This is a genomic window from Bacillus sp. AFS002410 (genome assembly GCF_002556365.1).
GTDB lineage: Bacteria > Bacillota > Bacilli > Bacillales > Bacillaceae_G > Gottfriedia.
This window is the reverse complement of sequence record NZ_NUEU01000082.1, coordinates 42722-66027: the sequence shown is the minus strand read 5'-3', so window position 1 is coordinate 66027 and position 23306 is coordinate 42722. Positions and strand designations below refer to the sequence as shown.

Below are 23306 nucleotides of genomic sequence, written 5' to 3'. Positions count from 1 at the left end.
AATAAAAGGTGACACGAGTGCCACCAAATTTTTTTAATCCTCTATTTCTACAACCATTTCAATTTCGATCGCTGTATTATGCGGAAGCTGAGCCATCCCAACAGCTGATCTAGCATGTTTTCCTCTTTCACCAAATACTTCTACTAAAAGGTCAGAAGCCCCATTCATCACCTTAGGATGATCATAGAAATCTTCTGTACTATTTACGAAGCCTAAAATTTTTACAATTCGCTTTACTTTTGAAAGGTCACCTAATTCGTACTTTAATACACTAATTAAATTTAACATTGACTCTCGAGAAGCTGCGTATCCTTCCTCGAGCGTTAATTCTCGACCAAGTTTGCCACGGTATTCGTCTACACCTTGACCCGATGTAAATAGTAGATTACCAGTACGTACAGACTTAACATAGTTTCCTGATGCAGGTCTAATCGGTTTAATTGTATAGCCTAAACTTATTAATCTATCTTCTGGAGTCAATACTTTGTTTTCCATGAAGTAAATCCGCCTCCTTTATATTTAAAAATTTCAGAGCATTTTTTCCTAAAATAGCTTCTCTCATTTCTTTATTAAGATCCATCTGATTAATGACTCTTCCAGGTGGCGTTTCTCTTAATAAGAAAGGATAATCCGAACCCATCACAATTTTGTCATATCCAAAACGGTTAATTAAAAATTGAATATTAATAGGATCATAGTGAAGCGAATCAAAATAGAAATTAGTTACGTAATGACTTGGTGGATAAGCTGTTTTTCTCAAGTGTGGCCATACCTTCCAGCCTTGATCTAGTCTAGGAAGAATAAATGGGAATGAACCTCCACCATGGGCAAAGCAAATCTTTAATTTTGGATATTTTTCAATGACTCCACCAAATGTTAAGCTAGCAGCCGCTAAAGCTGTTTCGCTCGGCATTCCGACCGTGTACATAAAGTTATGATCTGGAGTACGGTCTTTCGCTAATGTTTCCCATGGATGAATAAACAATGGTACATTCCATTTTTCAGCCATTTCAAAAAATGGACTAAATTCATCACTATCTAAATTTGTGCCATTTACATTCGTACCAATTTCTAATCCACTTAATCCAAGTGTATGAATACAGCGATCCATTTCTTGAATTGCGATTTCAGCATTCTGCATCGGTACTGTCCCTAATCCAATAAATTTTGATGGATTATTTTTAACCGTGTTCGCTATAAAGTCATTTTGAATTTGCGCCATTTCCAATGCGACTTGAGCTGGTGCCCAATACGAAAATGTAACTGGGATTGGTGACAACACCTGCATTGTGACACCCTCATTATTCATGTCCTCAATTCTCTTTTCAGGACTCCATACTTGATCAGTTACTTCTCTAAATACTTTCCCAGCAACCATAATATTGGCACCACATGAACATGTCGGTTGTAAAATTGGCCATCTTTCATGACCATATTTTTCAAAAAAATTCGGTAAGTCCTCAGGAATTATATGTGTATGAAAGTCTATACGCATACCCATTCATCCGCTTCTTCCTTCATGACATGACCACAGTTTTTACATGTTCTCAACTCAAGGCTACCATTGAATTGTTCAATTGCTTCTTTGACTTGTGTTCCAATATCAGTTAATTGAACAGTCGTTTTATGCATTTCTTCATTACATTCATCACAGAACCAAACAAAGCTTTCTAATTCACCTTCTGCTCTTTTTCGTTCAAGAACAATTCCATATGAATCTTTTACTCTATGAGGTGAATGTGGAACAAAAGAAGGAAGCATAAAAATTTCACCTTCACCAACTGTTACAACTTCACGCTTTCCATCTGGTGTAATACACTCAACATAACAACTACCTTTAATTTGATAGAAAAATTCGTCTGCAGGATCGATATGGAAGTCTCTACGTTTATTTGGTCCTCCAATGATCATTGCAGCATACTCTGAATCTTCCCAAATAACTTTATTATTAACTGGTGGTTTTAATAGCTCTTTATTATCCTCAATCAATTTGAAAATATTAAAAACTCGACTTTTAAGATTCATCCTTATTCCTCCAATTAATTCAATTTTTAGTAAGCGCTATCATTATGCATTAATATAACCAAGCTGATTTGAGACTGTTTTAGCAGTTTTAACAACATCCTGTACCATACGACCAATATCCTGACTCATCATATACGAAACTGGTCCAACCATATTTAACGCTGCAAAAGTGTGTCCCGTATATGTTTGAATTGGAGCTGCAATCCCAAATAACCCAAGATCGTTTTCATTATTGCTAATGCTATAACCATTCTCTTTAATTGCAGTCATTTCTTTTTTTAATAAATCAATATTTGTAATCGTATTTGTTGTATAAGCTTTAAAACCTCTTTCCATCGTTGGCTTTAAGTATGCTGGATTATATGATAGTAGAATTTTTCCGGTACTTGTACAATATGCAGGTCGTTTAGCACCTACAAACGTCGGAACTGGTATGGAATGTTTTGAGGATACTTTTAAGACAAATCTTACGTCCCCTTTATCAAACATTCCGATATGGACTGTACTATTATAATTTTTTAGTAAATTTTCTAATAATGGAATAGCCTCACTATAAATATCTTGCTGATGCATAACGTGATTACTCCACTCAAGTAACTTCCATCCAAGTCGATACTTTTTTTTGTTATCTTGAATTAGAATCCCTTCAGTACAAAGAGTTCGTACTAAATGATGGACAGAGCTTGCATTCATATTTAACTTTTCGGCTATTTCTAAATTTCCTAGTACCGGTTCTTCTTCTGTAAAGCAATCTAAAATTCTAGCAATCTTTTGAACTGAAGAGATCATTTAGATTCCCTCCATCTTAACGCTAAATTTCATAAAACCCCTGCTTTCTAAAATTACTCAGTTAACTTTAGAATTCGCTAGATTAGTTGATACTCCTTTTAAGTTTTTTGCACCATTTATTGCATCATCTACCATACTAAATGTTTTTTTGCGTTTCATTTGATTATAGTAAATTGCTCTTTTACGAATTGGATCACCTGTATAGTATCTTTCATATTGAAGTGCTCTTTGTCCAAAAGCTTCTCCACATAAATCCCAAGCAAGTTTAAATAGCTGCACTCGCTCTAAAGATGATACGCCTTCACGTCCAACATAGTATTTATCCATTGCATCTCTTAGCTCTGGGTGTTCGAAGTCTGCTTCTGTTGGTGACATTAATAATCCACCTGCACCGATTGTTTGAATGACTTCAATTGCTCTTGGATACATAGTTGGAAGTAATCCGCGAATTGTCTCTAACGGTTCCCATGCCGGCCTTACTTCGCCTGAAGGTAGTGTTTCATATTCAGTTTCTGATACTCGTAGTAAAGCACGAATTGTTTCAACTGATTGCAGTAATTCACCTAAGTCATTTTGTACATTTAAATAAACATCTACGCCAATTGAATCAGCTAGCTTGCAAGCCACTTCCACTGCAAACGCTAATTTCACATAGCCTCTTACACCAGACTGATGCGCAGGTTGTTGAGCAATACCTGTTTTTGGATATAAGTTATTTGCCGCTTCAACATTATTATGAATAAATACACGATTCCAAGGAACTAACACATCTTCAAATACAAGTACAGCATCCATCTCTTCAAATCTAGAAGCTAGTGGATGATCAAAGAATGATCTTTTCCCATCTTGCATTTGCTCTCTACATAAAATCTTTAATCCTGGAGTATCAACAGGAATTGCGAATGCTAATGCATATCGCTCATCACCTTGATGAAATCCTGGGAATGAATAAATGATTACTTCATCTGTGATTGGTGCTAAAGTAGCAAGCATTTTAGCTCCTCTAACGACTAAACCATCAACCGTTTCCTCTACAGCACCTAAATGAGTAAAAAGATCTTTTTGCTCATAAGATGGTTTGCTACGATCATTTTGCGGGTTAATAATTGCGTGTGTTAAGAAAATGTCATTATCACGTACAAATTTAAAATAATTTTGTACATTTTTTGACCACTCTGGATTATATTTATCTAAAAACCATGAATTACTAGCCATTGAAGTTAATACAATGTTCAAGAAATCCGGTGTTCTTCCCATTAAACCGAATGTTGACTTAGCATATGCTTCAAACAATTCTCCACGTTTTTTAATATCTTCAGATGATTTCGGTACTAAAAAGGCATTAGAAACTCGCTCACCAGTTTCTTCACAAATATGTGTAATCTTGTCTTGATAAGCTGGATCGAACTGCATATCATATAACTTTGCAATTTCCAAAATAGGTTGTTTAAACACTGGATGGTTTACGATATCTTCAACCTTTTCTCCACCTAACCATACGTCTGGTTTTCTTGATTTAAACCCTTCAATATATTGCGCCCCTGTACGAATACCCATTTATTAATTCCTCCACTCCGATATGTAATTTTTTATCTTTGTTTTTTAAATCGAATCCGGAAAATTTTTAAAGCGCTTTCATAAATGCCAATTTCGCTATCTTAAATTATTTGCACCACCTACTACTTATTAATTAACTTAATTTTACTATAAAAAATTATAAAATTTTGAACAATCAAAAAATTTCATAATATGAAATTTTCTATTAAAAATGATTAATTATTTACTAGATAATAAGATTTCCTGAAAGTCAGGCCTTATTGACAATCTATTAAACTGAGAAAAATTGTTGATATCATTCAGGTATAATGTGAGGGTATCTTAATGGGGATTTTCAATTAGCGTTGATTTTATGATCCCTTTTTATAGATCTTTAGTAGATTTCTTCACTTTTTTAGTAGATTTCTAAATGCTGAAAGCAAATTTATTCATTTTCCACTTTTGGTATCTACTTTTGAACTATTATTATAGCCAGATACCCTAACCGGTATAGGTATGAGCCGTTCTATTTTGGGATTCTAGGAAATTTATTTGCAGTTTTACTAGTTTTATTTGCAGTTTCGTTTAATTTAATTGCAGTTTTACTAATTTTATTTGCAGTTTCTCGGTTTTTAATTGCACTTCGACTTTTATTTGCACTTTATGATTTCTTATTTGCACATTTAACAGTTTTATTTGCACAGTCAACGCTCTTATTTGCACTTCGACTTTTAATACTACGCTTCTTTTAAATATGACCTATAAACAAAAAATAAGGATGCCCTAATATTTTAGGACATCCCCATTTGAGATTGTTGAAAAACACATATGACAATCTGGAAATAAGCCTTATTTAAAATCTTTCCAAGAAATACTGCTCTCGTTTAGTAACTCTTCAAACGATTTATTTTTCTCACGCAATCGTTTTTCTTCTCGAACTCGAGCTTCTTCTTCCTCTTTGAGCTTTGTTTCATTTTCTTGTAATTGTTTTTTTGTATTTTTTAATTTTTGAAGAACTTCTTCATTCATTAATGAACCTAATGATATTTTTTCTTTCTGCTCATATGTTGGTTTTACTGGTTGCTGCGGCTTTCTTTTTTTCATTTTATATCACCTTCCATATAAAATATTTTATCATGAAATTTCAAAAATTGCCTGTAGCAACATATTTGAATTAGATTGATCCGTGGTAATTTTAACTAACCACTCAGTCTGGCATTTTTCAAGTGTCTCAAGCAAATTATATTAAATGTTAAACATTATATTAATCTAAAAGCTATTGTATTTTTCTTATAAGCTATTGATTTTGAATTTATCATCTTAAAATTAAAAACACTTCCGAGTTGACTTTGAAACTTAACCATGTTTATCGATTAAAAACTACTTTGTCTATTTTAATTAAAAGTTTATCGCATTCCCAAGTTTATAACAGGAACAAAAAGCAACAACTTTTTTACTCTTTTGTGTCCTAATTGTCAAAAACTAATTAATAAAATATTCTTTTTCTTATGATAAAATTTACTAAAAAAGGAGTGGTATGATGGCTAGTGCAGAGCAATTAATTAAAGAAAAGTTTGTTTGTTCAAAGTGTAAACATACGCAAGCTAAGATTAAAGAGGTATCTATGTCTGGTTCAGGTTTAAGTAAGTTGCTAGATATTGATTATAATCATTTTTTATTTGTTTCTTGTTTAAACTGCGGTTTTGTTGAGGTTTATAATCCTTCCATTTTAGAAGGAAAAACCCGCGGTGAGTTAACTACTATTCTTGATCTTCTTTTTGGATAAGAGAGTGATGATTCTAATATGATAATCTGGCTTGTTGTGATTGTATTTTTTCTTATTTATTTTATTGGGGTGGGTTATTATTTTACGCAGCAAGTTTTGTTTATGAAAACAAATTCGCTTGAGTTCATTTATCAGCGGGAGTTGGAAAATTTCCGTTTTGATGAAAATTTGTATCGCTCGTTTCAAAAGGAATCTTTTTCTGTTCAATCTCGTTATGGATATGAATTAAAGGGGTATTTATTTGAGGCCTTTGATACAAATAATTGGGTCATTATTACTCATGGTGTTTCGGTTAATAAGAACAACTCAATTAAATATGCTGAGTTATTTTTAAAGCTTGGATTTAATGTACTTACTTATGATCATAGACGACATGGTGAATCTGGAGGTACAACAACAAGTTATGGCTATTACGAAAAATATGATTTACAAACGATTGTTCACTATTTAAAAGATTTAAAAGGTGATATCGTTCTTGGCATTCACGGGGAATCAATGGGAGCATGTACGATGCTACAATACGCTGGTTTTGTTGAGGATTCTGCTGCCTTTTACATCTCAGATTGTGCCTTCTCTACTTTTGAAAAACAGCTTACATATCGTTTGAAAATGGATTATAAACTTCCAAAGTGGGCTATTCTTCCCGTCTCTAGCATTTGGTTAAAGCTTCGTAATGGATTTTTCATTAAAGATATTTCCCCATTACTTGCAACAAATAATATAAAAAAACCTGTATTATTTATTCATAGTAAGCGAGACGATTATATTCCTTATACAAACACAATTCATTTATATGAAGCAAATCAAGGTGAAAAAGAATTATTCATTGCCGAAAATGGCGCACATGCCATGAGTTTGAACGAAAATAAAGAAGAATATTATTCCATCGTTTCATCTTTTTTAAATAATATTGAAATTGAACATAATTCATTATAAAAAAATGGACAGAGTTTTTCCATCTGTCCATTTCAGTGTGTAGACAAAGTCTTAAATCTGATTTTCAGACTGATTGCAAGCGTTTGTCTTTCGAGGCGCGAAGCCTGATGAGGAGCGGAGTTACCCTAACCGGTAATGAGCACCACAGGCAGTCGAAGCAACGAAGAAAGCGAGCGTTTGTCAACAGTCTGAAATGGACAGAGTTTTTTTCCTCTGTCCATTTTTTTGACTCTTAAAGAGCCGCTTCTAAAATTTTCAACGCATCTTCTTGATCCAATTTTTTAAAGTAACCAAATGGACCATATTTAACTGTTTTAACAGCCATTTCAGATAGTTGCTCTTTTGTTATACCGTACTCGCTTAAACGACTTGGCGCACCAATTGAGCTCCAGAATGTGCGTAAAGCTTTAATTCCTGCTAATGCCCACTCTTCTTTTGACATTGAATCTTGTTGAATGTCAAATACTCTATTTGCAAATTGACAGAATCGATCTACGTTTTCACTCATTACATATTCCATCCAATGAGGGAAAATTATCGCTAATCCTCCTCCATGAGGAATATCTGATACTGCAGATACTGCATGCTCAATATTGTGTGTTGCCCAATCACCTTGCACACCCATGCTTAAAATTCCGTTTAATGCCATTGTTCCACTATATAATAGTGTTTCGCGCGCTTCGTAATTATCTAAAGTTTCAACTGCAACAGGCGCAGTTTCAATAACTGTTTTTAAAATTCCTTCACAGAATCGATCTTGAATTTTTGTATTTTTTCCATGATGGAAATATGACTCAATAACATGTGACATAATATCCACTGATCCATAAACAGTTTGATCGCGAGGAACTGTAAATGTATTTTGTGGATCTAATATTGAAAATGTTGGGTAACTGAACTTACTTCCCCAGCCTAATTTTTCATTTGTTTCCCAGTTTGTAATAACTGACCCAGCGTTCATTTCTGAACCAGTTGCTGCAAGCGTTAATACTGTTCCAAATTTTAATGCATCAGTTGGGACTGCTTTTCGAGTAATAACATCCCAAATCTCACCATCAAATTTTGCTCCAACAGCAATCGCTTTTGTACAGTCGATTACAGATCCTCCACCAACTGCTAAAACAAAGTCAATACTTTCTTCTTTACAAATTTGGATACCTTTATGAACTGTTGATAGCCTTGGATTTGGTTCAACCCCACTCAGTTCATAAACCGCTTTGTCAGCTTCTTTAAGAATACCTACAATTTGATCGTATAGGCCATTCCTTTTAATACTTCCACCACCGTATACAAGTAACACATTCTTTCCAAAAGTAGTCGCTTTATCTTTTAACTTTTGTACACTATCTTTACCAAAGATTAATTCAGTTGGATTTGCAAATGTAAAAAAATTCATCTATATCCCTCCTTAAGTCAAATATAATTTTAACTTAAATAGGCAAAAGGATGCATCTTAAACGACTTTTGTTTGGAATATTTTTTTATTTATAGGGAAAACTAAATAATCGTATGGATGCTTCATTATATATCTAACTTTCTCATATTTAAATCCTACTTTTTCATATAATCGACGAACAGACGGTTTATCTTGATCGACATTTAATGAAACTCGCGTAACCCCTTTGTCTTTAGCATAAGAAAGTAAACCATTTAATAATTCGGTTCCAATTCCTTTGCCTTGATAATCTGGGTGTACTGATAATGTATCAATATAAAAATCTTCATCATCTGCTTCTCGATCTACTTGAACGTTTTGGAGATTTAAATTACGACTAATTATTTCAAGCATTTCACGATCAAGTACGGATAGTTCTGAGGAATGATAGGCTATGATTAGCCCGACTACTTTTCCTTCTGTTTCTTTTACTAAGCAATTATTGTAACTTAGTCTATTTTGTTCTGATTGAACATAATATTCTAAAATTGGAATAGCCTTTTCATATGATGATGTCCCAGTTAACATGAATACAATATCTTCAATCGCTTGTACAATTAGAGGGACAATTTGTTTTGTATCTTCTCTTTTAGCTAATCGAATCATGATTGTCACTCCTTATTATGATTTATTCTGTTTAGATTAAGCCTTTTTTAGTATAAAAAAAAACAACTTTATCATTTTATAATATTTTTATATTAATTTCATGTTAAAAATTAATTTTAAATTAAAATCCCCCTTTTAATTTAACATAAATGTAATATAATGAATTTAGATGTGTAGGAGGAATGAATTATGTCTGATGTTCAAATTAAAGTTTTAGATAATGGTCCTTTACGTGTCACTGGTACAGTAGATCTAGTTGACGCTGAAGGAAATACATACCCACAAAAAGCGGCTTTCTCATTATGCCGATGTGGATTATCAAGTAAATTACCATACTGTGACGGCACTCACAAAGGAAAGTTTGAATCTGTCGTTCGAGCTCCAAAAGAAGCAGAATAATATTATTTTTCTGGCGCCGATTATTGAATTATTTTAAATAATCGGCTTTCTTAATGCCCTCACCTCTAATCTATTTGAAACATTCATAAGCCTAATCTAATCACACTTAACTTTACGGATTCATTTCAAGGGGGAAGTAACATGAAAAAGGTATTAGCATCAGTCGTTTTATCAGCAGCACTAGTTGCACCAGGTGTATCCGCTTACGCAGCGCCAAACACAAATGAATTAAATAGTTATTTAAAGAGTATCAGTTTGACTCAAGCTCAATTAAACGACTACTTACAATCATACTACGGAGAGTCGATCTCTGATTTCGATTCAGTTGCTGAGTTAAAAGAGACTTTAGGTGAAAGACTTACTCAAAAAACATTAGACGCAGTTCTAGAAGAGAATGGTTATACTGAGAAAGAAGTTATTGATCTAGCAGTCTATTATGATGATATGGACAAAAATGCATCATTACTAGATACTTACTACTTCACTTCTGATATTGAAAATTTAATTTACTTAGATCAAGATGAGTCAGGTAGTTCAGAAGATGAGTTCCCTTCTATGGATGATCTTTCTGATGTTTTTTCTGCGTTTGGCATTACTGAAGCAGAACTGAATAATCTATCTTCATACTTAGAAAAAGTTGTGAATGATGACCCTGCTATTGAAGCAAAATTAGAAGCTTTAGCTGACCGTGCTTCTGCTTTAGAAGAAAACTATCCTGAATTTTTCTCAATGGATACTGAGGCTACTCCAGAAGAATTACCAGATGCATTAAAAGTAGAATTAATGAATATCGTAAAAGAGCTTCAATCTACTTTAAAAATTGATATTAAAGTTCAAATTGAACAAAAAGGCGTTAAATCACCTCTAACTTTTGCTAAATTACTTACAATGGATGATTCTATGGATTCTATGGAAGACCTAAAAGTATATTTAGAGATTTACGATAACGCTGGTAATCTATTATTAGACGCTTTATTTACACCAGATGCACTACTAGGCGATGACCAACTAGTAAATATCGTGAAAGATACTCAAAAAGCAGTTAAAACTTCAGAGAAAAAACCAACTGTTACTGTAAGAACAGAAAATGGTGGAAAACTACCAACTACTGCAACTCATACAACTGAATGGACAATGGTTGGTATGTTAATGATGTTAGCTGCTGTTGTTTTACGTAAAAAAGTAATTGCAAAACGATAAGCTATGAGTCGAAAACGAAAAGTACTTCTTATTTTTTCTGCACTTCTTTTTATTATCGGATTATTTTTTGCTTCAACAAATGCTTATTCATTGATTAAAACCTATGTACTGTATAAACAGTCAAAGGATGATTTTAAAAAAGAAATCAAAACTGAAACAGCAACTAAATTGAAGCAAATTAAAAAAAATGAGCCACTTTATAAGACTTATCCTAAATTTGGCGAAGAAATGGGTACATTAACGATTCCTAGAATTGAAGCTACTCTACCAATCTTCCACGGGACTGATGAGGACGAGCTTGCAAAAGGAATCGGTCATTATGCCAAATCCGTGATGCCAGGTGAAAGAGATAATAGTGTTCTTGCTGGTCATAGAGATACTGTATTTCGTCATCTTGGTGAAGTAAAAATAGGCGATTCATTAATTGTAAAAACTTCTGCCGGTACTTTTACTTACAAAGTCCACAGAATTCGTATCGTTGATAAAGATGATCGCACTGTTATTATTCCAAAACCAAGACCTACATTAACGGTGAGCACTTGTTACCCATTTAATTTTATTGGACATGCACCAAAACGTTATATTCTTGTTGCTAGTTTAGTAAAATCTGAAGTCAATAAATAAACAAAAAGCTGCTCGCTAGTAATAGTGAGCAGTTTTTATTATTCATAGTTTCATCTATTTTTTAGTTTCCTAGCGCTATCCAAAATCTCTCATTATTTAAATTGCGAACACTCCACTGATAATGTCCATCGCTGCAATTTTCCGAAAAGAAATTAGCTGAATAAATACTATAAAAAAGAACGTATAAATGGATTGTACTTCTAACTTCTTCACCTAATGTATTAACTATTTTATTTAAATATTTTTCTAATTTTACTTCTCCCAATTCATCATATAAATCAAATAAAATCCAACTTAATGCAACATCAAATAATGGGTCCCCATATAATGTCATTAATCCGAAATCAATTACTCCATTGATTTGTCCATTTTCATTTACTAATAGATTTGATGGATAATAATCCCCATGTACAAGTGAATAGACCCCTTCATATTTAACCGAAAATCCTTCCAGTATTCGATTTAATTTCACTTCATAATCCATAACATCTTTTTTTAAATAGCCTTCTACTTCGATATTCTTTTTTAGTAATGACTGTTTTAAAAAATCATACCAATCCTTTGAAGAAATTTCATAATCACTTAATAATTTAATGCCTTTAATGCGGTTTTCTAATTTAATTGTTTGGATACTTAATATTGTAGATAAATAGTTTTCAAAAAAAGAATCTAATTCTTGTTCATTATACTTTGATAAATCCTTTTGAATATTTTTGCCTTCAATTCGTTTTTCAATCGTTAAAATAGCATGTTCTTCTTTTATAATTTCATGTATTTTTGGCAGTTTAAAATGTACATCACTAAAGTTTAATGACTCATAAAATTGCTTTAATATCTTTAATTTTGGATAGGCTGCTAGCTTATATATTTTTAAAACTCTCTCATGATCGTAAGCATAAACTTCTGCTTCTTGTCCTTTTCCTAAAAAGTTTGATTCGTCTAGCTTATACTTCTTTAAAATGTAAGCAATAACATTTTGTGCAATCATTTTTGGTCTCCATTTTTCTTTTTTTATATACTTTTTTTCAACTTTACTTCTATATATTCCTGCTTCTTCCAAATTAGCCTACTATTTCTATTACAGCAATAAAAAAATACGATCTTTTTTCCATAAAGATCGCATTTCACGTTGTTGAAAAATGAGTTTGTCAATTAGCGCCCAACAATATCATCACTAAGTGAACCCTTTATGAGTAACTCTTTTGTTGATTTCGGCTTTTTTACTTACTCATGATCCCTTTATGAGTAACACTTTCGTAGATTTCTGCTTTTTTACTTACTCATGAACCCTCTATGAGTAACTCTTTTGTTGATTTCTGCTCTTTTACTTACTCATGAACACTTTATGAGTAACACTTTTGTTGATTTCGGCTTTTTTACTTACTCATGAACCCTTTATGAGTAACACTTTCGTAGATTTCTGCTTTTTTACTTACTCATGAACCCTTACTCTTCTTTCGATTGCCATGAACCTTGTGCTTTTCGAATATAAATGATTTGCCCTATATGATATGTATTATGAGTACATAAGTTAGATAACGCTCCCCACCAAATTGCGTCTACTGGAAAATTCGGAATTTGTTCATGCAGTTTTGATTCATCTATTTCTTTTATGGCTAGCTGCCAATTGGCTAAGTTTTCATCTAACTGCTGAACTAACTCCTGCCAGCTTTCTATTGTTAAATTTTCTAAATCACGAAAAGTTGAAGCATTACTTTCTTTCATTTCAGTAGGGATTTCCCCCTTAAATCTTCTTAACCATCTTTCATTATAAAAATAAAGATGATTTACGATTTCGCAAATCGTATGGGTAAACTCATTTTGTCTCCATTTAATATCTTCTAGGCTTAAATTTTCTAATGCTATACTTAAAGGCTGAATCCAACTTTCAACATTGCGACAAACTTCTAATTGATCTAATAGGAATTCTTTTTTACTCATATACATTTCTCCTAACTTTTTTTATTTGCTCAATTATGTACTTTCGCGTCTATCAGTAGATATCCCTTTTACTCTATGCTTTCAATCCATTAAAAAATGCACTACTTAAAAAAGTAATGCATTTTTTGCAATAAGGAGCAATTAATTGAAATTAGTGAACTCTGAAAACATTAATAGTTGCTCCTGCACCTTGTAAAAGCGTAACTTCTCCTTCAAAATCAAATAATTGAAGTGAAATTGTGTCTCCAGCATCTAACGGTAAAATCATTTGACTACTATAGATGGATCTATTCACTTCATTTGCGATTACGGATGCATTTATAGGTCGACCATTTATTAAAATTCTTGAAGATACTCCCAATAGTAAATTTAAATTCACAGTGTAAGTAATAAAATAATTACCTGGTTCCTCAATTGTTAAGCGATCATTTGCTCGATTAATTGTAATTCCTTCGCCTAAATATTGAAATGATGGGAAAGTTATATTTGTACCCTTACTTGTTACCTCAACTTTTCCTCCGCTATTTGTAACAAATGCAAAATTTTCCCCTGGAGGGATTGGCGGATAATGATGTCTTGGGTGTCTCGGATGTCTCATACTATCACCTTTTCTTATTATTAGACATAAATCCTCTTTCGAAATTACTAGTTAAAGGCTTGTCTATATCTTATTAATATGAAACTTTTCCTTTTTCGTTACGGCATGTCCACTAGTTTTTTAATATTTTTTTGATTTAATAGAATTAAAAAAAGGAACCCAAAAAGTACTTTGACTTTCTGAGCTCCCTCTATGATTAAACTTTAATTAGTTTTGCTTCAATTTTTGTTTTTGGTCTAAAAAATGATAAATCGCATGCGCTACGCCTGCTTCTTCGTTTGTTTTTGTAACGAATGCACAATGGCTTTTTAGTTCTTCTTTCGCATTTCCCATCGCTACCGGAAATCCTACTCGGTTAAACATAGAGACATCATTAAAGCTATCTCCTATTGCCATGCTATCCTTTAAATCTACTCCAAGAATTGGGGCAAGCTTCAATAAAGCCGCTCCTTTACTAACATTTGCGGCATTAATTTCAACATTGTTTGAGCTTGATGAAGTAATTAATAACCCTTCTTCTTGCATTAAATTTAGTCGAATACGGCCAATAGCTTCTTTATTATTGGAAAGAAATAATATTTTATAAACATCAAGATTATTAAAATCCTCAATTGAAGTGTAATTTCGAACTTTTCTTAAAGTAGCGGTAACCTTATGCGTCTTGCCAGTACTCTTATCAGTAAAAAATTCATCGTAAAGAGTATCTCGACATTTCGTAAATGATCCTTCACTAGTACTAATAATAAATGTCTTATTTTCCGCCTCACATATGCTTAAAGCTTTTGCAAAAATTTCTTTATCCATTGAATCATTATGCAAAATTTTCGCTTCATAGTCATATATTTGAGATCCATTTAAACAAACAATCGGACAAGTCAATCCAGCTTCATCTAATGCTTCCTTCGCACTTTCATACATTCTGCCCGTAGAAATGACAACATGGATTCCTTCCTTTTGTGCTGCCCGGATGCTTTCAATATTTTCTGCTGGTATCCCATTTTTACCATTTACAAGTGTACCATCCATATCAATTGCAATTAATGCCATGTCGTTCTCCCCTTTTCTACTATTCTATTGCTATCTGAATGCTAAGTATTCACTGATTCTACTAAAACATTCTTATTACAATTTTACTATCTACTATTTTATGAGTTCATACTTTACTATTATAACGCAAAAAAAGACCTTCTGCATTTAAGAAGGTCTTTAAACTAATGGTCAAGGCTCTCTTACATCGTTACTATTTCTGTCATTTATCCTATAATAGCACTTATTTCTAAGTTTCTAGAGCCTATAACTCAATCTCAACAATCTCTTTTCCAACTAATCGAGCACCCTGCTTTGCTACAACAAATCCACCTGAAGAAGTGAATACGTTATTTGCTACAATTTTGTCCATTACTTGATTAATTAATGTTGGACTAACTGGGATTGTTGGATTGTCTACTGTGAGAGTAACAACCTTTTCACTTTCATTTAAAAATTTTAGTTCTAATGTTTGAATCATGTCACTTTCCTCCTTGTTTACAGACTGTTTAAAATTATTCCGTTGCTTAGTACTGCTAGGTCTACTAGTGGTAGTTCTTGCAGTGATGCTAAAGCATTTCCAACTTCGCTTAGCTTCACTAGATCAAGATCAACTCTGACATTTTTGTATGCCTTTCTCTTGATGATGATTTTTCCTTGTGAGTCTTTTCCTGCATGTAAATTTACATACAATGTAAGTTGTTGAGTAGCAATTTGTGCCATTTTCAACTCCCCCTTTCGATGTATATATACAGAAGTAGGGGGGATTTTTCGTTAATGATTAACTATTTTTTTATGATCCAATTTTTACGTCTACAATATCGCTTAGGTATAGCTCCATATATCCAGCTTGTTCTTCATAAATTGATAGTCTATTTTGGTGTAAATTGATTTTTCCTATTTTTCCTTTTACATTATGATGATAGTGATCTTTATAGTAAGTAATTTGCACACTTTCATCCTCGTGAATTGCCTGCTGAAGATGACGGTTCATTTCCTCTAATAATTGTTCGTCTACATCTTTTGGTTGTTCATAGTTTTGGGATACTTTCCAATCACGGAGTATTTTCACGTGTTCAGGTAACATCATTGAAGTCCATTTAATCGTTCCACGGTCACGAATCATCGGCATTCTTCTCCTTTTCTTATTCTTCTTCTTGTTGAGACAAATTCTAGTTGTTTTGACTTATAAGGGGAAAGTTAGCTAGAGCGGCATCAAGAAATTTTCAACCTTTATGTCCACCTACTAGCTTGCTTCGAGATAGTGTCGTTCCTCCTTCTGCATAAGAAACCGCCCAAAGAAGCGCAGTTGATCCATATTTTTTTCGAACTGCATCCATGACATATCCTAATTTACGCTTTTGAGGTTTTTTCTGGTCAAATAAATTTAGTTGCATGATTTCATCACTTACAATGTTCGAAAGGGAGATGAGAATTTGGCGAACAGTCTTTCCTTCGTAATATTGATCAAAAAGTTTTGCACATATTTTATATAAATCTGAAGTAATATTTGTAGGTTCATCCATTGTAAACGCATGAGAAAATCCTCCACCAAACTCTTCACGACTATATCCAATTCCTAAAGTAACAGTTCTTCCTGCTTTTTTTGCATTTCGAGTTCGGCGCGCAACCTCTTCGCACATTTCACGTATAACAAATTTAATTTCTTCTATTTTTGTGTAATCCCTCATTAATATTTGGCTTTTACCAAAACTAATTTGCCCGTTCATTATTGGCGCTCCTAGCTCAGACAAATCTACTCCCCATGCATGATGATATAGTTGATTGCCCATTACTCCGAATTTCTTTTCAAGCAAATGAAGAGGATATTTCGCTAGCTGTCCTACCGTAAAAATCCCCACTCCATTTAAAGTCCGTTCGGTTCTTTTACCGATTCCCCACATTTCACTAAGAGGACTTACTTGCCATAGTTTTTTTTCTACATCTTCATAAGTCCACTCTGCTATCCCATCTTTTTTTCCTTCTAAATCTAAGCAGAGCTTCGACAAAAGCATGTTGGGGCCAATCCCAACCGAACATGGTAATTGAAATCGTGCCATAATCTCAGCACGAATTTTTTCGGCAACCTCCCATGCATCCCCCCATAATTTTTTTACTCCATCGACCTTTAAAAAACATTCATCGACACTGTATACATGTAAATCCTCTAAAGGTACAAATTCATTTAATAATTTTACGATGTTTGTTGAGACTTCTAAGTATTTTGCCATTGAAGGATTTACAATTTTAATTCGCGGATCTTTTGGTATTTCAAAAACCCTTGATCCTGTTTTAATTCCAAATTCCTTTTTTAATCGCGGTGAAGCTGCAAGCACAATACTTCCTTCTCTTTCTACATCTCCAACAACTGCTAAATAACATTCCAATGGATCTAATTCGAGCATGACCGCAGAACAACTTGCATAAAAGCTCTTCATATCGATGCATAATATACGATGATGTGGTAACTCTTCATAACAAATGCTCATACATATCACTCCGATTTTCCAAAAAATAGCAGAACTAATGTTCTTATTTATATTATAAACATATATTAAACGAATATACGTTCGATTTCAATAATTTTTTCGCTAGGAACGATACAAAATTTTGGATATACTAAAAAGTAGCTTAAGGGAGGAAAGACGCAGTGAATGGACAATTTATAAAGCAGATGATTAAACGCGCACTAATGCAATATAGAGGAGAACACGAACAGTGGATTACAGCTGATATGCTAAATGAACTGTACGATCAAGTCATTACCGAACAATTACAAGATGACCGCGAATTACATGAAATAGTACAAGATATTGTTTACGAATATGTGACGACTTATGCCTAAGTAAACGAAAAAAACCCGAAAAAAGAACATTTGTTCTCTTTCGGGTTTTTTGACTAGGTAAATGATATGTCACTCGTAATGCCTGCTTCTTCATCAAAACCAATTATGATTTCCATCGAATGAGAAGAAAAATGATGAATCTCGTCTAAGTAAAAACCAATTGCATCACTTATTTGTTGCTCAAAATAAATTAAATTCCGATGATTAGCTGATACTTCACAGCATAAGCCATCATCTTCATTAAATTGAAATTCAATTTGTACATTTTCTGGACGGATTCCTTCAAGGTCAGCTGCATATACACAAATTGCATTGGCAACATCTTGTTCATCAAAAAAGATTTTCACAAGCCACCTCACAAAGTTAATATTGGTTTCTACGAAAGAGTCTCTTGATAAACCAAATAATAACTACTATTACTAAAATATCTAATAATAAGCTAAAAAATGAGAAACCAAAGTGCTGACCGCCATAATAGCCGCCAAATGGGTTTAACATTGAGCCAAATAGGGAACCTAACCCAAATGCACCTGCATAACCAAAAAAGTTCCTTCCAGGACTTCTATAAGACCGATAACTTGATCTAGGTGCTGTCGGTCTGTAACTTCTATTTGAACGATACGATCTCCTAAGTGCAAGATTCGTTGATGTTTGTTTAGTCAGAACAAATGAGTTCGTATTTACCTTAATAGTTTGAGAATTATAGGTCCTACTTGCATCCACTGGGAACGACATAGCTAGCATAAAAAACAAAATCCACATGGATATCAGAGAATTTATTTTTTTCAATACTGCCCCTTCTTTCATCATCACATCTTTCTTAGTATGGATATTTGTGATAAAAAAATGTGATAATTAAGAAGCCTATAACCACTTAATATTTTGTTTTGTAAATAACTGGTCTGCTAAAAGGTGCGAAAAATAACCGACCGTACCAGCTAACCACAATCCGTTCATCATTAAATCTTTTTGCAGTAGATAACAAATTCCACTCCAAATCGCTAAAAAATAAAGTGAATGCGTTGGTCCACGATGTTTTAATCTTGATGAAACAGCAACAAATAACCCAAGCGCAACGATTGACCAATAACTATGAAAGAAAAACCAGCCAATAACTGCAATTAATATGCCAGTTAACATCAAAATTGTTTTTATGTTCCGAAGCCAGCTAACTATCATAATAAATAATGTGAGAATACCTACTCCATAAATCCAGGAGCCAGAATAAATTAACGCGCCAGTTTTCATAACAATAAATAATGTAGCTGCTATAAAGATTAAGCTTAAAAAAATTTTTAGCGGCATTGAAACCTTTTTTGTTAGCGAGCTATTATGATGATCTAAATCAGGAGCTAAACTACTGATTGCTCCTACAATAAGTGGAACGATTATAGAATCATTCTTTGTTGCATACATTGTGACACCAGTTGCAAATAATCCTACAATTACATGACTTTTTCCATCCAAAATACTTACCTTCCTTATCTTACATACTCATACTCTAATTATAGTCGGACAAGGTTAGATTTCATATTAATATATTAACAAAAGATGGTAATTAAAGTCCTGATATCATTGACGATTGTTCATTTTTCTGACAAAATATAGGAAGCTCAATATTACAACTCGTCGATTGGAGAGTCTTTTAGACAATGACGTAGTTGCACTTACACTTTATTCGATAGAGATGGCTACTAAATCGTATTCTAAAATACTGCTGCCAATTTATACTTTTTAAAGTGTAATAAAATACTTTCACAGTTTGCTTTGGGGGAAATTATGCAAGAAAAAGAAATGAGTGTCATTGACCATTTAGATGAGCTTCGAAATCGAATCATAAAAGTTATTGTAGCATTCGTTATTTTTTTAGGGATTGGGTTGTATTATACGAAAACTATATTCAATTTCCTTGTTAAAGATTTGAATGGAAAACTTCTAGCATTAGGTCCAAGTGATGTGCTTTGGATTTATCTAATGATTGGTGGAGTATTCGCGATTGCGTGTAGTATCCCATTTATCGCTTATCAAATATGGGCGTTTGTAAAGCCGGCCTTGCATGTAAAAGAACGAAAAACTACAATGCTATACATACCAGCTTTATTCATATTGTTTATTTGTGGCTTAGCATTTGGATATTATTTTATCTTTCCAAACGTTTTAAAGTTTTTACAAAACATCGGAGCAGACTTAGTAACAGTTACATTTACAGCTGAACGCTATTTTAGCTTCTTATTTAACTTAGTTATTCCTTTTGCATTTTTCTTTGATTTACCAGTCATTATCATGTTTTTAACAAGCATCGGAATCGTATCACCAGCATTTTTAAAAAAATCACGACGATTTGCCTACTTTATCCTTATCATTATAGGGACAGCAATCTCACCACCTGATTTTGTATCCGATATGATGACAAGCTTACCACTATTGGTTATATATGAACTAAGTATTCTTGTCTCATCTGTAGCATTTAGAAGAAGAATTAAACGCCTACAGCAAGAACCAGAATAAATAATATAAAACGGTACAAAAAAATGGACAGCATTATGCTTGTCCATTTCTTTTTGATTAACCTTATAGTAAAATATGTGATGTATACAGTGTAACTACTAAACCAGAAAAACTATACATCAGAGATGCTTTAATAGCAATTTTTCTTTGGAAATCTTTATGTAAATCGTTTAATTCTAGTCCTGCAACGCGTAACCATTGATACCTTTGTAACGGTGTATAGCTTTCTTTTTTAGCTGTTTTCCAGTAAAGGAACATCGTCGTAACGAATCCTACCATAATAGCAATATTACTAGCCGCTGAATCCGCGAGAACACTAACAAGGAACGTCAATATGACTTGTACAATTAGAATAGCAAAAACGTAAATGAACTTCTTCATGTTATTCCTCCTTATTTAAGCTTAACTAAATTATATCAAAAATACATTTTTCAGAATAGTGAAAATTTTGTAGAAAATATAGGTAGTTCGAACTAAAAAAAAGTCAAAAATTGCAAAAACTGGCTAAGGGAACAGGAATTTTCTTTATTAAGCTAAATCTTTCCTCCCATTTCAGTTTGTACGTTCGTCTTCTTTCTTGCACTAAACGAACAACTGTTCTATAATAGAAATATAGAAAAAAAGATTCTCAGAATTTTTGAGAATCTTTTCGATTAATTAAATGTTTTTAGTTGTTATCTTCTTTCGGTTTCGGTACGATGATAATTGTTTCTCCTTTTTTAGAGAACATGTATTCACCGCGAGCATAGTTTCCGATGTAATCCGGATCATTTAATAGTCTAACTTGCCTGTTTAAGTCTTTCTCTGTTTTAGTCAATTTTTTTTGTTCAACTTGTAGTTTTGACAGTTCACGTTGCTTTGCTGAGACAATTTTATTTTGACTAAACATATACATTACAGATCCAATAATTAGAGATACATATAAAATCATCAAAGTGATCCTATGGATTCGGATTGTCTTTCTTTTATGAGTCTGCGGAATATGAGCCTGCGGAAATTGATTACGAGAAGGCTTATTCATTTCTTCTCTTTGTGGATTATATAATTTTCGCGCTTCTGCCTTCACGTTAAAAACCTCCTTTTAAAAGTGATCATTCTATTCTAGTTTAACAACTAATGCTTTATTAGAAAAGAAAAAAAAGGTAAAACAAGTAAAAATTTGCCTATTTTGCTCAAATTCACATTTTTTTTGTCGACTTCAGTCATGTATATCATCGGCACAAAGTTAGCAGTTATTAACTTCTTTATTATTTTTTGAATATTTTAAATTTTTTTAATAAAACTAGTTGACGAATATTTTCCTATAATGTATATTTAATATAAATTAACTGAATATTTAAACAGTTAAATTTTAGTAATCATGTTATACACATCCCCCCAATCCCTATCACCCAATTAGATAGGGATCTTTTTATGTTCAAAATTAAAATACAGAAGCTCTCAAATTACCATTTTAGGGAAAGTTGGATTATAATACTTTTTAAAGGAGGCTTAAAAAAATGCAAAAATTAGAAATCAGTGCTGCCCAAGATGCACTTCAAAATTATATAAATCAGACAGTCTATTTACATTTAGAAACTACAAATGGAGCTTACGCTAATCATTTTAACGAAAAAGTAATGACAGTAAATGCCTTTATCCGAAATACGAAGGTAGTCATTAGCCGTGCTACAATTACAGGAAAATACCCATACAGAGTAGGATTAAAACTTGAAGAAGGATGGGTTGTTGCAGAAGGATTAACAGATTTTGAAGTTGATGATCAAGATCGCCTCCTACTAGCAGGTCATAATGAAGATGGAAAGCTTGCAATTGCAATTCATTTAAGTCATACACCATTTTAAGAGAGGAGCACTAAAAATGAGTCAAAAAGAAGAAAAAGTATTACTTGTGTTCCCTCACCCTGATGATGAAGCCTTTGGGGCTGCTGGAACAATCTCTAAATTTACAAATAAAGGAATTCCCGTTACATACGCTTGTTTAACTTTAGGAGAAATGGGACGTAATATGGGAAATCCATTTTTCGCAACAAGAGAATCACTTCCTACAATTCGTAAAAACGAATTAATCGATGCTTGTAGAGAAATGGGAATCCAAGATTTAAGAATGCTAGGATTCCATGATAAAACAATTGAATTCGAAGATCCTGAGGCAGTAATCGAGCCAATTAAAGAAATTATCGACGAAATTCAACCAACATTATTAATTACTTTTTATCCAGATCATGGTGTTCACCCAGACCATGATGCAACTGCAAGAGCAGCTGTTGAGGCGGTTCGTCGTATGGATAAAGATGATCGCCCTACTGTATGGTGTATTGCGATTACAAAAGAACGTTTTGAAGTTTTAGGAAAACCAGATATCGTAAATGATGTAATGGATGTTGCAACCCAAAAACTAAGAACGATGAAAGCACACCGCTCTCAAACAGAGTCAATGCTAAAAGACGTTGTAAAAATCGAAAAGTTTGAAGATATTCCAGACGATCGATTAAAATCATTTTTTGCGAAAGAATCATTCTATACTTATCAATTCGAATAAGAAGGTATGTACAAGATCTTTGTAGAAAGAAATGGAGATGAAACTATTCTGGAGGTAAATGAAATGTTGAAAATGAAGTATTTAATTTTATATGTTTCAAATCTAGAACAATCTCTTACTTTCTATACTGAATCTTTAGGTCTTCCTATTCGTGGGAACCATGGTACGTATGTAGAATTAGATACTGGTAATACTGTACTAGCTATGATTGAACGTGGAAATGTTCAAGAGCTAACAGGATTGACCTATAAAAGTACTGAAACATCTTCGCAAACCTTTGAAATTGGTTTTGTAACTGAAGATGTGCATTCTACAATAGAAGATTTACGAAAAAATGGTGTAACGATTATCAAAGAACCAATTACAAAGCCATGGGGTCAAACAGTAGCGTACGTTGCTGATCCAGATGGCCATTATATTGAAATTTGTAGTTCAATGGACTAATAAAATAGCTAAAAAAATCCATCTCTAAATAAAGAGATGGATTTTTTAGCTATTGAAAAATTATTTA

General features: G+C 33.0%; 31 protein-coding genes. 10 read left to right on the top strand and 21 right to left on the bottom strand.

Annotated features, from left to right (window positions below):
• Positions 1-33 precede the first annotated feature (33 nt).
• From CN692_RS20350 to CN692_RS20325, 6 genes are all read right to left on the bottom strand, one after another.
• The gene (locus tag CN692_RS20350) at positions 34-495 is read right to left on the bottom strand and encodes a RidA family protein (protein WP_098120944.1); all 462 of its coding nucleotides are present in this window, start codon (positions 493-495) and stop codon (positions 34-36) included.
• Positions 464-1501, bottom strand: coding sequence for an amidohydrolase family protein (locus CN692_RS20345; RefSeq protein WP_179865511.1), 1038 nt, complete (start codon positions 1499-1501; stop codon positions 464-466). The genes CN692_RS20350 and CN692_RS20345 overlap by 32 nt, the downstream gene beginning before the upstream one ends.
• A complete protein-coding gene (locus tag CN692_RS20340; protein ID WP_098120943.1) occupies positions 1486-2025 on the bottom strand; it encodes a 3-hydroxyanthranilate 3,4-dioxygenase in 540 nt (179 codons plus the stop codon). The genes CN692_RS20345 and CN692_RS20340 overlap by 16 nt, the downstream gene beginning before the upstream one ends.
• A gap of 42 nt (positions 2026-2067) precedes the next feature.
• Positions 2068-2814 (bottom strand): IclR family transcriptional regulator, encoded by a 747-nt coding sequence (locus CN692_RS20335; RefSeq protein WP_098120942.1) that lies wholly within the window; start codon positions 2812-2814, stop codon positions 2068-2070.
• A gap of 57 nt (positions 2815-2871) precedes the next feature.
• Positions 2872-4371, bottom strand: a complete 1500-nt coding sequence (locus CN692_RS20330) for a 4-hydroxyphenylacetate 3-hydroxylase family protein (protein ID WP_098120941.1) — start codon at positions 4369-4371, stop codon at positions 2872-2874.
• Positions 4372-5199: 828 nt separating this feature from the next.
• Positions 5200-5454, bottom strand: a complete 255-nt coding sequence (locus CN692_RS20325; protein ID WP_098120940.1) for a YqkE family protein — start codon at positions 5452-5454, stop codon at positions 5200-5202.
• Between the two features lie 436 nt (positions 5455-5890).
• On the opposite strand from CN692_RS20325, the gene CN692_RS20320 reads away from it, so the two are divergent.
• Positions 5891-6136, top strand: a complete 246-nt coding sequence (locus tag CN692_RS20320) for a zinc ribbon domain-containing protein (RefSeq protein WP_098120939.1) — start codon at positions 5891-5893, stop codon at positions 6134-6136.
• A gap of 18 nt (positions 6137-6154) precedes the next feature.
• Entirely contained in the window at positions 6155-7072 is a 918-nt protein-coding gene (locus tag CN692_RS20315; protein WP_098120938.1) for an alpha/beta hydrolase, read from the top strand.
• Positions 7073-7304: 232 nt separating this feature from the next.
• Here CN692_RS20315 and CN692_RS20310 read toward each other — a convergent pair whose 3' ends face one another.
• Positions 7305-8468, bottom strand: coding sequence for an iron-containing alcohol dehydrogenase (locus CN692_RS20310; protein ID WP_098120937.1), 1164 nt, complete (start codon positions 8466-8468; stop codon positions 7305-7307).
• A gap of 57 nt (positions 8469-8525) precedes the next feature.
• Positions 8526-9113 (bottom strand): GNAT family N-acetyltransferase, encoded by a 588-nt coding sequence (locus CN692_RS20305; RefSeq protein WP_098120936.1) that lies wholly within the window; start codon positions 9111-9113, stop codon positions 8526-8528.
• A 189-nt stretch (positions 9114-9302) separates the two neighbouring features.
• Between CN692_RS20305 and CN692_RS20300 the strand changes: the two genes are divergently transcribed.
• The 3 genes from CN692_RS20300 (at position 9303) to CN692_RS26280 (ending at position 11336) form a co-directional block, all read left to right on the top strand.
• Positions 9303-9512, top strand: a complete 210-nt coding sequence (locus CN692_RS20300; RefSeq protein WP_098120935.1) for a CDGSH iron-sulfur domain-containing protein — start codon at positions 9303-9305, stop codon at positions 9510-9512.
• A 141-nt stretch (positions 9513-9653) separates the two neighbouring features.
• Positions 9654-10712, top strand: coding sequence for a processed acidic surface protein (locus tag CN692_RS26285; RefSeq protein ID WP_098170975.1), 1059 nt, complete (start codon positions 9654-9656; stop codon positions 10710-10712).
• A 3-nt stretch (positions 10713-10715) separates the two neighbouring features.
• Positions 10716-11336: a class D sortase gene (locus tag CN692_RS26280; protein ID WP_098170976.1), complete on the top strand. Its 621-nt coding sequence runs from the start codon at positions 10716-10718 to the stop codon at positions 11334-11336.
• A 61-nt stretch (positions 11337-11397) separates the two neighbouring features.
• Here CN692_RS26280 and CN692_RS20290 read toward each other — a convergent pair whose 3' ends face one another.
• The 8 genes from CN692_RS20290 to CN692_RS20255 all read right to left on the bottom strand — a co-directional run bounded on the left by CN692_RS20290 (position 11398) and on the right by CN692_RS20255 (position 17390).
• Positions 11398-12324 (bottom strand): aminoglycoside phosphotransferase family protein, encoded by a 927-nt coding sequence (locus CN692_RS20290; protein ID WP_142317559.1) that lies wholly within the window; start codon positions 12322-12324, stop codon positions 11398-11400.
• 458 nt (positions 12325-12782) lie between these two features.
• A complete protein-coding gene (locus CN692_RS20285; RefSeq protein WP_179874498.1) occupies positions 12783-13277 on the bottom strand; it encodes a DinB family protein in 495 nt (164 codons plus the stop codon).
• A 151-nt stretch (positions 13278-13428) separates the two neighbouring features.
• Positions 13429-13875, bottom strand: a complete 447-nt coding sequence (locus tag CN692_RS20280) for a BclA C-terminal domain-containing protein (protein ID WP_098120932.1) — start codon at positions 13873-13875, stop codon at positions 13429-13431.
• Between the two features lie 207 nt (positions 13876-14082).
• The gene (locus tag CN692_RS20275) at positions 14083-14922 is read right to left on the bottom strand and encodes a Cof-type HAD-IIB family hydrolase (protein ID WP_098120931.1); all 840 of its coding nucleotides are present in this window, start codon (positions 14920-14922) and stop codon (positions 14083-14085) included.
• Positions 14923-15166: 244 nt separating this feature from the next.
• Positions 15167-15382: a DUF2922 domain-containing protein gene (locus CN692_RS20270; protein WP_216854077.1), complete on the bottom strand. Its 216-nt coding sequence runs from the start codon at positions 15380-15382 to the stop codon at positions 15167-15169.
• Positions 15383-15399: 17 nt separating this feature from the next.
• Positions 15400-15624 carry a DUF1659 domain-containing protein gene (locus tag CN692_RS20265; protein ID WP_098120930.1) on the bottom strand — a complete coding sequence of 75 codons (225 nt, stop codon included), beginning with the start codon at positions 15622-15624 and terminating at the stop codon, positions 15400-15402.
• Between the two features lie 70 nt (positions 15625-15694).
• Positions 15695-16027 (bottom strand): YolD-like family protein, encoded by a 333-nt coding sequence (locus CN692_RS20260; protein WP_098120929.1) that lies wholly within the window; start codon positions 16025-16027, stop codon positions 15695-15697.
• Between the two features lie 100 nt (positions 16028-16127).
• Complete coding sequence (locus tag CN692_RS20255; RefSeq protein ID WP_098120928.1) at positions 16128-17390, bottom strand: Y-family DNA polymerase; 1263 nt, start codon at positions 17388-17390, stop codon at positions 16128-16130.
• Between the two features lie 161 nt (positions 17391-17551).
• On the opposite strand from CN692_RS20255, the gene CN692_RS20250 reads away from it, so the two are divergent.
• On the top strand, positions 17552-17746 hold the full coding sequence (locus CN692_RS20250) for a YqzH family protein (RefSeq protein WP_098120927.1): 195 nt from the start codon (positions 17552-17554) through the stop codon (positions 17744-17746).
• Positions 17747-17799: 53 nt separating this feature from the next.
• Here CN692_RS20250 and CN692_RS20245 read toward each other — a convergent pair whose 3' ends face one another.
• The 3 genes from CN692_RS20245 to CN692_RS20235 form a co-directional block, all read right to left on the bottom strand.
• The gene (locus tag CN692_RS20245; RefSeq protein WP_179874497.1) at positions 17800-18093 is read right to left on the bottom strand and encodes a DUF2653 family protein; all 294 of its coding nucleotides are present in this window, start codon (positions 18091-18093) and stop codon (positions 17800-17802) included.
• A gap of 16 nt (positions 18094-18109) precedes the next feature.
• Complete coding sequence (locus tag CN692_RS20240) at positions 18110-18490, bottom strand: hypothetical protein (protein ID WP_142317557.1); 381 nt, start codon at positions 18488-18490, stop codon at positions 18110-18112.
• A gap of 120 nt (positions 18491-18610) precedes the next feature.
• On the bottom strand, positions 18611-19213 hold the full coding sequence (locus CN692_RS20235) for a metal-dependent hydrolase (RefSeq protein ID WP_172444026.1): 603 nt from the start codon (positions 19211-19213) through the stop codon (positions 18611-18613).
• A gap of 312 nt (positions 19214-19525) precedes the next feature.
• Here CN692_RS20235 and tatC point away from each other — a divergent pair, with 312 nt between their 5' ends.
• Positions 19526-20254, top strand: coding sequence for a twin-arginine translocase subunit TatC (tatC, locus tag CN692_RS20230; RefSeq protein ID WP_098120923.1), 729 nt, complete (start codon positions 19526-19528; stop codon positions 20252-20254).
• A gap of 63 nt (positions 20255-20317) precedes the next feature.
• On the opposite strand, the gene CN692_RS20225 is transcribed toward tatC, so the two are convergent.
• Together CN692_RS20225 and CN692_RS20220 are read right to left on the bottom strand one after the other, a co-directional pair.
• Entirely contained in the window at positions 20318-20635 is a 318-nt protein-coding gene (locus tag CN692_RS20225; RefSeq protein WP_098120922.1) for a hypothetical protein, read from the bottom strand.
• A 286-nt stretch (positions 20636-20921) separates the two neighbouring features.
• Positions 20922-21320, bottom strand: a complete 399-nt coding sequence (locus tag CN692_RS20220) for an FtsB family cell division protein (RefSeq protein ID WP_098120921.1) — start codon at positions 21318-21320, stop codon at positions 20922-20924.
• A gap of 433 nt (positions 21321-21753) precedes the next feature.
• On the opposite strand from CN692_RS20220, the gene CN692_RS20215 reads away from it, so the two are divergent.
• From CN692_RS20215 to CN692_RS20205, 3 genes are all read left to right on the top strand, one after another.
• A complete protein-coding gene (locus CN692_RS20215; protein ID WP_098120920.1) occupies positions 21754-22098 on the top strand; it encodes a YojF family protein in 345 nt (114 codons plus the stop codon).
• Between the two features lie 16 nt (positions 22099-22114).
• Positions 22115-22795, top strand: coding sequence for a bacillithiol biosynthesis deacetylase BshB2 (gene bshB2 / locus CN692_RS20210; protein ID WP_098120919.1), 681 nt, complete (start codon positions 22115-22117; stop codon positions 22793-22795).
• Between the two features lie 63 nt (positions 22796-22858).
• Positions 22859-23239 (top strand): VOC family protein, encoded by a 381-nt coding sequence (locus tag CN692_RS20205; RefSeq protein ID WP_098120918.1) that lies wholly within the window; start codon positions 22859-22861, stop codon positions 23237-23239.
• The last annotated feature ends 67 nt before the right edge of the window (positions 23240-23306 follow it).

Excerpts from the sequence above, each read along its gene's own strand:
- CN692_RS20350 (WP_098120944.1), bottom strand. The coding sequence starts at position 495 with ATGGAAAACAAAGTATTGACTCCAGAAGATAGATTAATAAGTTTAGGC.
- CN692_RS20345 (WP_179865511.1), bottom strand. The coding sequence starts at position 1,501 with ATGGGTATGCGTATAGACTTTCATACACATATAATTCCTGAGGACTTA.
- CN692_RS20340 (WP_098120943.1), bottom strand. The coding sequence starts at position 2,025 with ATGAATCTTAAAAGTCGAGTTTTTAATATTTTCAAATTGATTGAGGAT.
- CN692_RS20335 (WP_098120942.1), bottom strand. The coding sequence starts at position 2,814 with ATGATCTCTTCAGTTCAAAAGATTGCTAGAATTTTAGATTGCTTTACA.
- CN692_RS20330 (WP_098120941.1), bottom strand. The coding sequence starts at position 4,371 with ATGGGTATTCGTACAGGGGCGCAATATATTGAAGGGTTTAAATCAAGA.
- CN692_RS20325 (WP_098120940.1), bottom strand. The coding sequence starts at position 5,454 with ATGAAAAAAAGAAAGCCGCAGCAACCAGTAAAACCAACATATGAGCAG.
- CN692_RS20320 (WP_098120939.1), top strand. The coding sequence starts at position 5,891 with ATGGCTAGTGCAGAGCAATTAATTAAAGAAAAGTTTGTTTGTTCAAAG.
- CN692_RS20315 (WP_098120938.1), top strand. The coding sequence starts at position 6,155 with ATGATAATCTGGCTTGTTGTGATTGTATTTTTTCTTATTTATTTTATT.
- CN692_RS20310 (WP_098120937.1), bottom strand. The coding sequence starts at position 8,468 with ATGAATTTTTTTACATTTGCAAATCCAACTGAATTAATCTTTGGTAAA.
- CN692_RS20305 (WP_098120936.1), bottom strand. The coding sequence starts at position 9,113 with ATGATTCGATTAGCTAAAAGAGAAGATACAAAACAAATTGTCCCTCTA.
- CN692_RS20300 (WP_098120935.1), top strand. The coding sequence starts at position 9,303 with ATGTCTGATGTTCAAATTAAAGTTTTAGATAATGGTCCTTTACGTGTC.
- CN692_RS26285 (WP_098170975.1), top strand. The coding sequence starts at position 9,654 with ATGAAAAAGGTATTAGCATCAGTCGTTTTATCAGCAGCACTAGTTGCA.
- CN692_RS26280 (WP_098170976.1), top strand. The coding sequence starts at position 10,716 with ATGAGTCGAAAACGAAAAGTACTTCTTATTTTTTCTGCACTTCTTTTT.
- CN692_RS20290 (WP_142317559.1), bottom strand. The coding sequence starts at position 12,324 with ATGATTGCACAAAATGTTATTGCTTACATTTTAAAGAAGTATAAGCTA.
- CN692_RS20285 (WP_179874498.1), bottom strand. The coding sequence starts at position 13,277 with ATGAGTAAAAAAGAATTCCTATTAGATCAATTAGAAGTTTGTCGCAAT.
- CN692_RS20280 (WP_098120932.1), bottom strand. The coding sequence starts at position 13,875 with ATGAGACATCCGAGACACCCAAGACATCATTATCCGCCAATCCCTCCA.
- CN692_RS20275 (WP_098120931.1), bottom strand. The coding sequence starts at position 14,922 with ATGGCATTAATTGCAATTGATATGGATGGTACACTTGTAAATGGTAAA.
- CN692_RS20270 (WP_216854077.1), bottom strand. The coding sequence starts at position 15,382 with ATGATTCAAACATTAGAACTAAAATTTTTAAATGAAAGTGAAAAGGTT.
- CN692_RS20265 (WP_098120930.1), bottom strand. The coding sequence starts at position 15,624 with ATGGCACAAATTGCTACTCAACAACTTACATTGTATGTAAATTTACAT.
- CN692_RS20260 (WP_098120929.1), bottom strand. The coding sequence starts at position 16,027 with ATGATTCGTGACCGTGGAACGATTAAATGGACTTCAATGATGTTACCT.
- CN692_RS20255 (WP_098120928.1), bottom strand. The coding sequence starts at position 17,390 with ATGAGCATTTGTTATGAAGAGTTACCACATCATCGTATATTATGCATC.
- CN692_RS20240 (WP_142317557.1), bottom strand. The coding sequence starts at position 18,490 with ATGCTAGCTATGTCGTTCCCAGTGGATGCAAGTAGGACCTATAATTCT.
- tatC (WP_098120923.1), top strand. The coding sequence starts at position 19,526 with ATGCAAGAAAAAGAAATGAGTGTCATTGACCATTTAGATGAGCTTCGA.
- CN692_RS20225 (WP_098120922.1), bottom strand. The coding sequence starts at position 20,635 with ATGAAGAAGTTCATTTACGTTTTTGCTATTCTAATTGTACAAGTCATA.
- CN692_RS20215 (WP_098120920.1), top strand. The coding sequence starts at position 21,754 with ATGCAAAAATTAGAAATCAGTGCTGCCCAAGATGCACTTCAAAATTAT.
- bshB2 (WP_098120919.1), top strand. The coding sequence starts at position 22,115 with ATGAGTCAAAAAGAAGAAAAAGTATTACTTGTGTTCCCTCACCCTGAT.
- CN692_RS20205 (WP_098120918.1), top strand. The coding sequence starts at position 22,859 with ATGTTGAAAATGAAGTATTTAATTTTATATGTTTCAAATCTAGAACAA.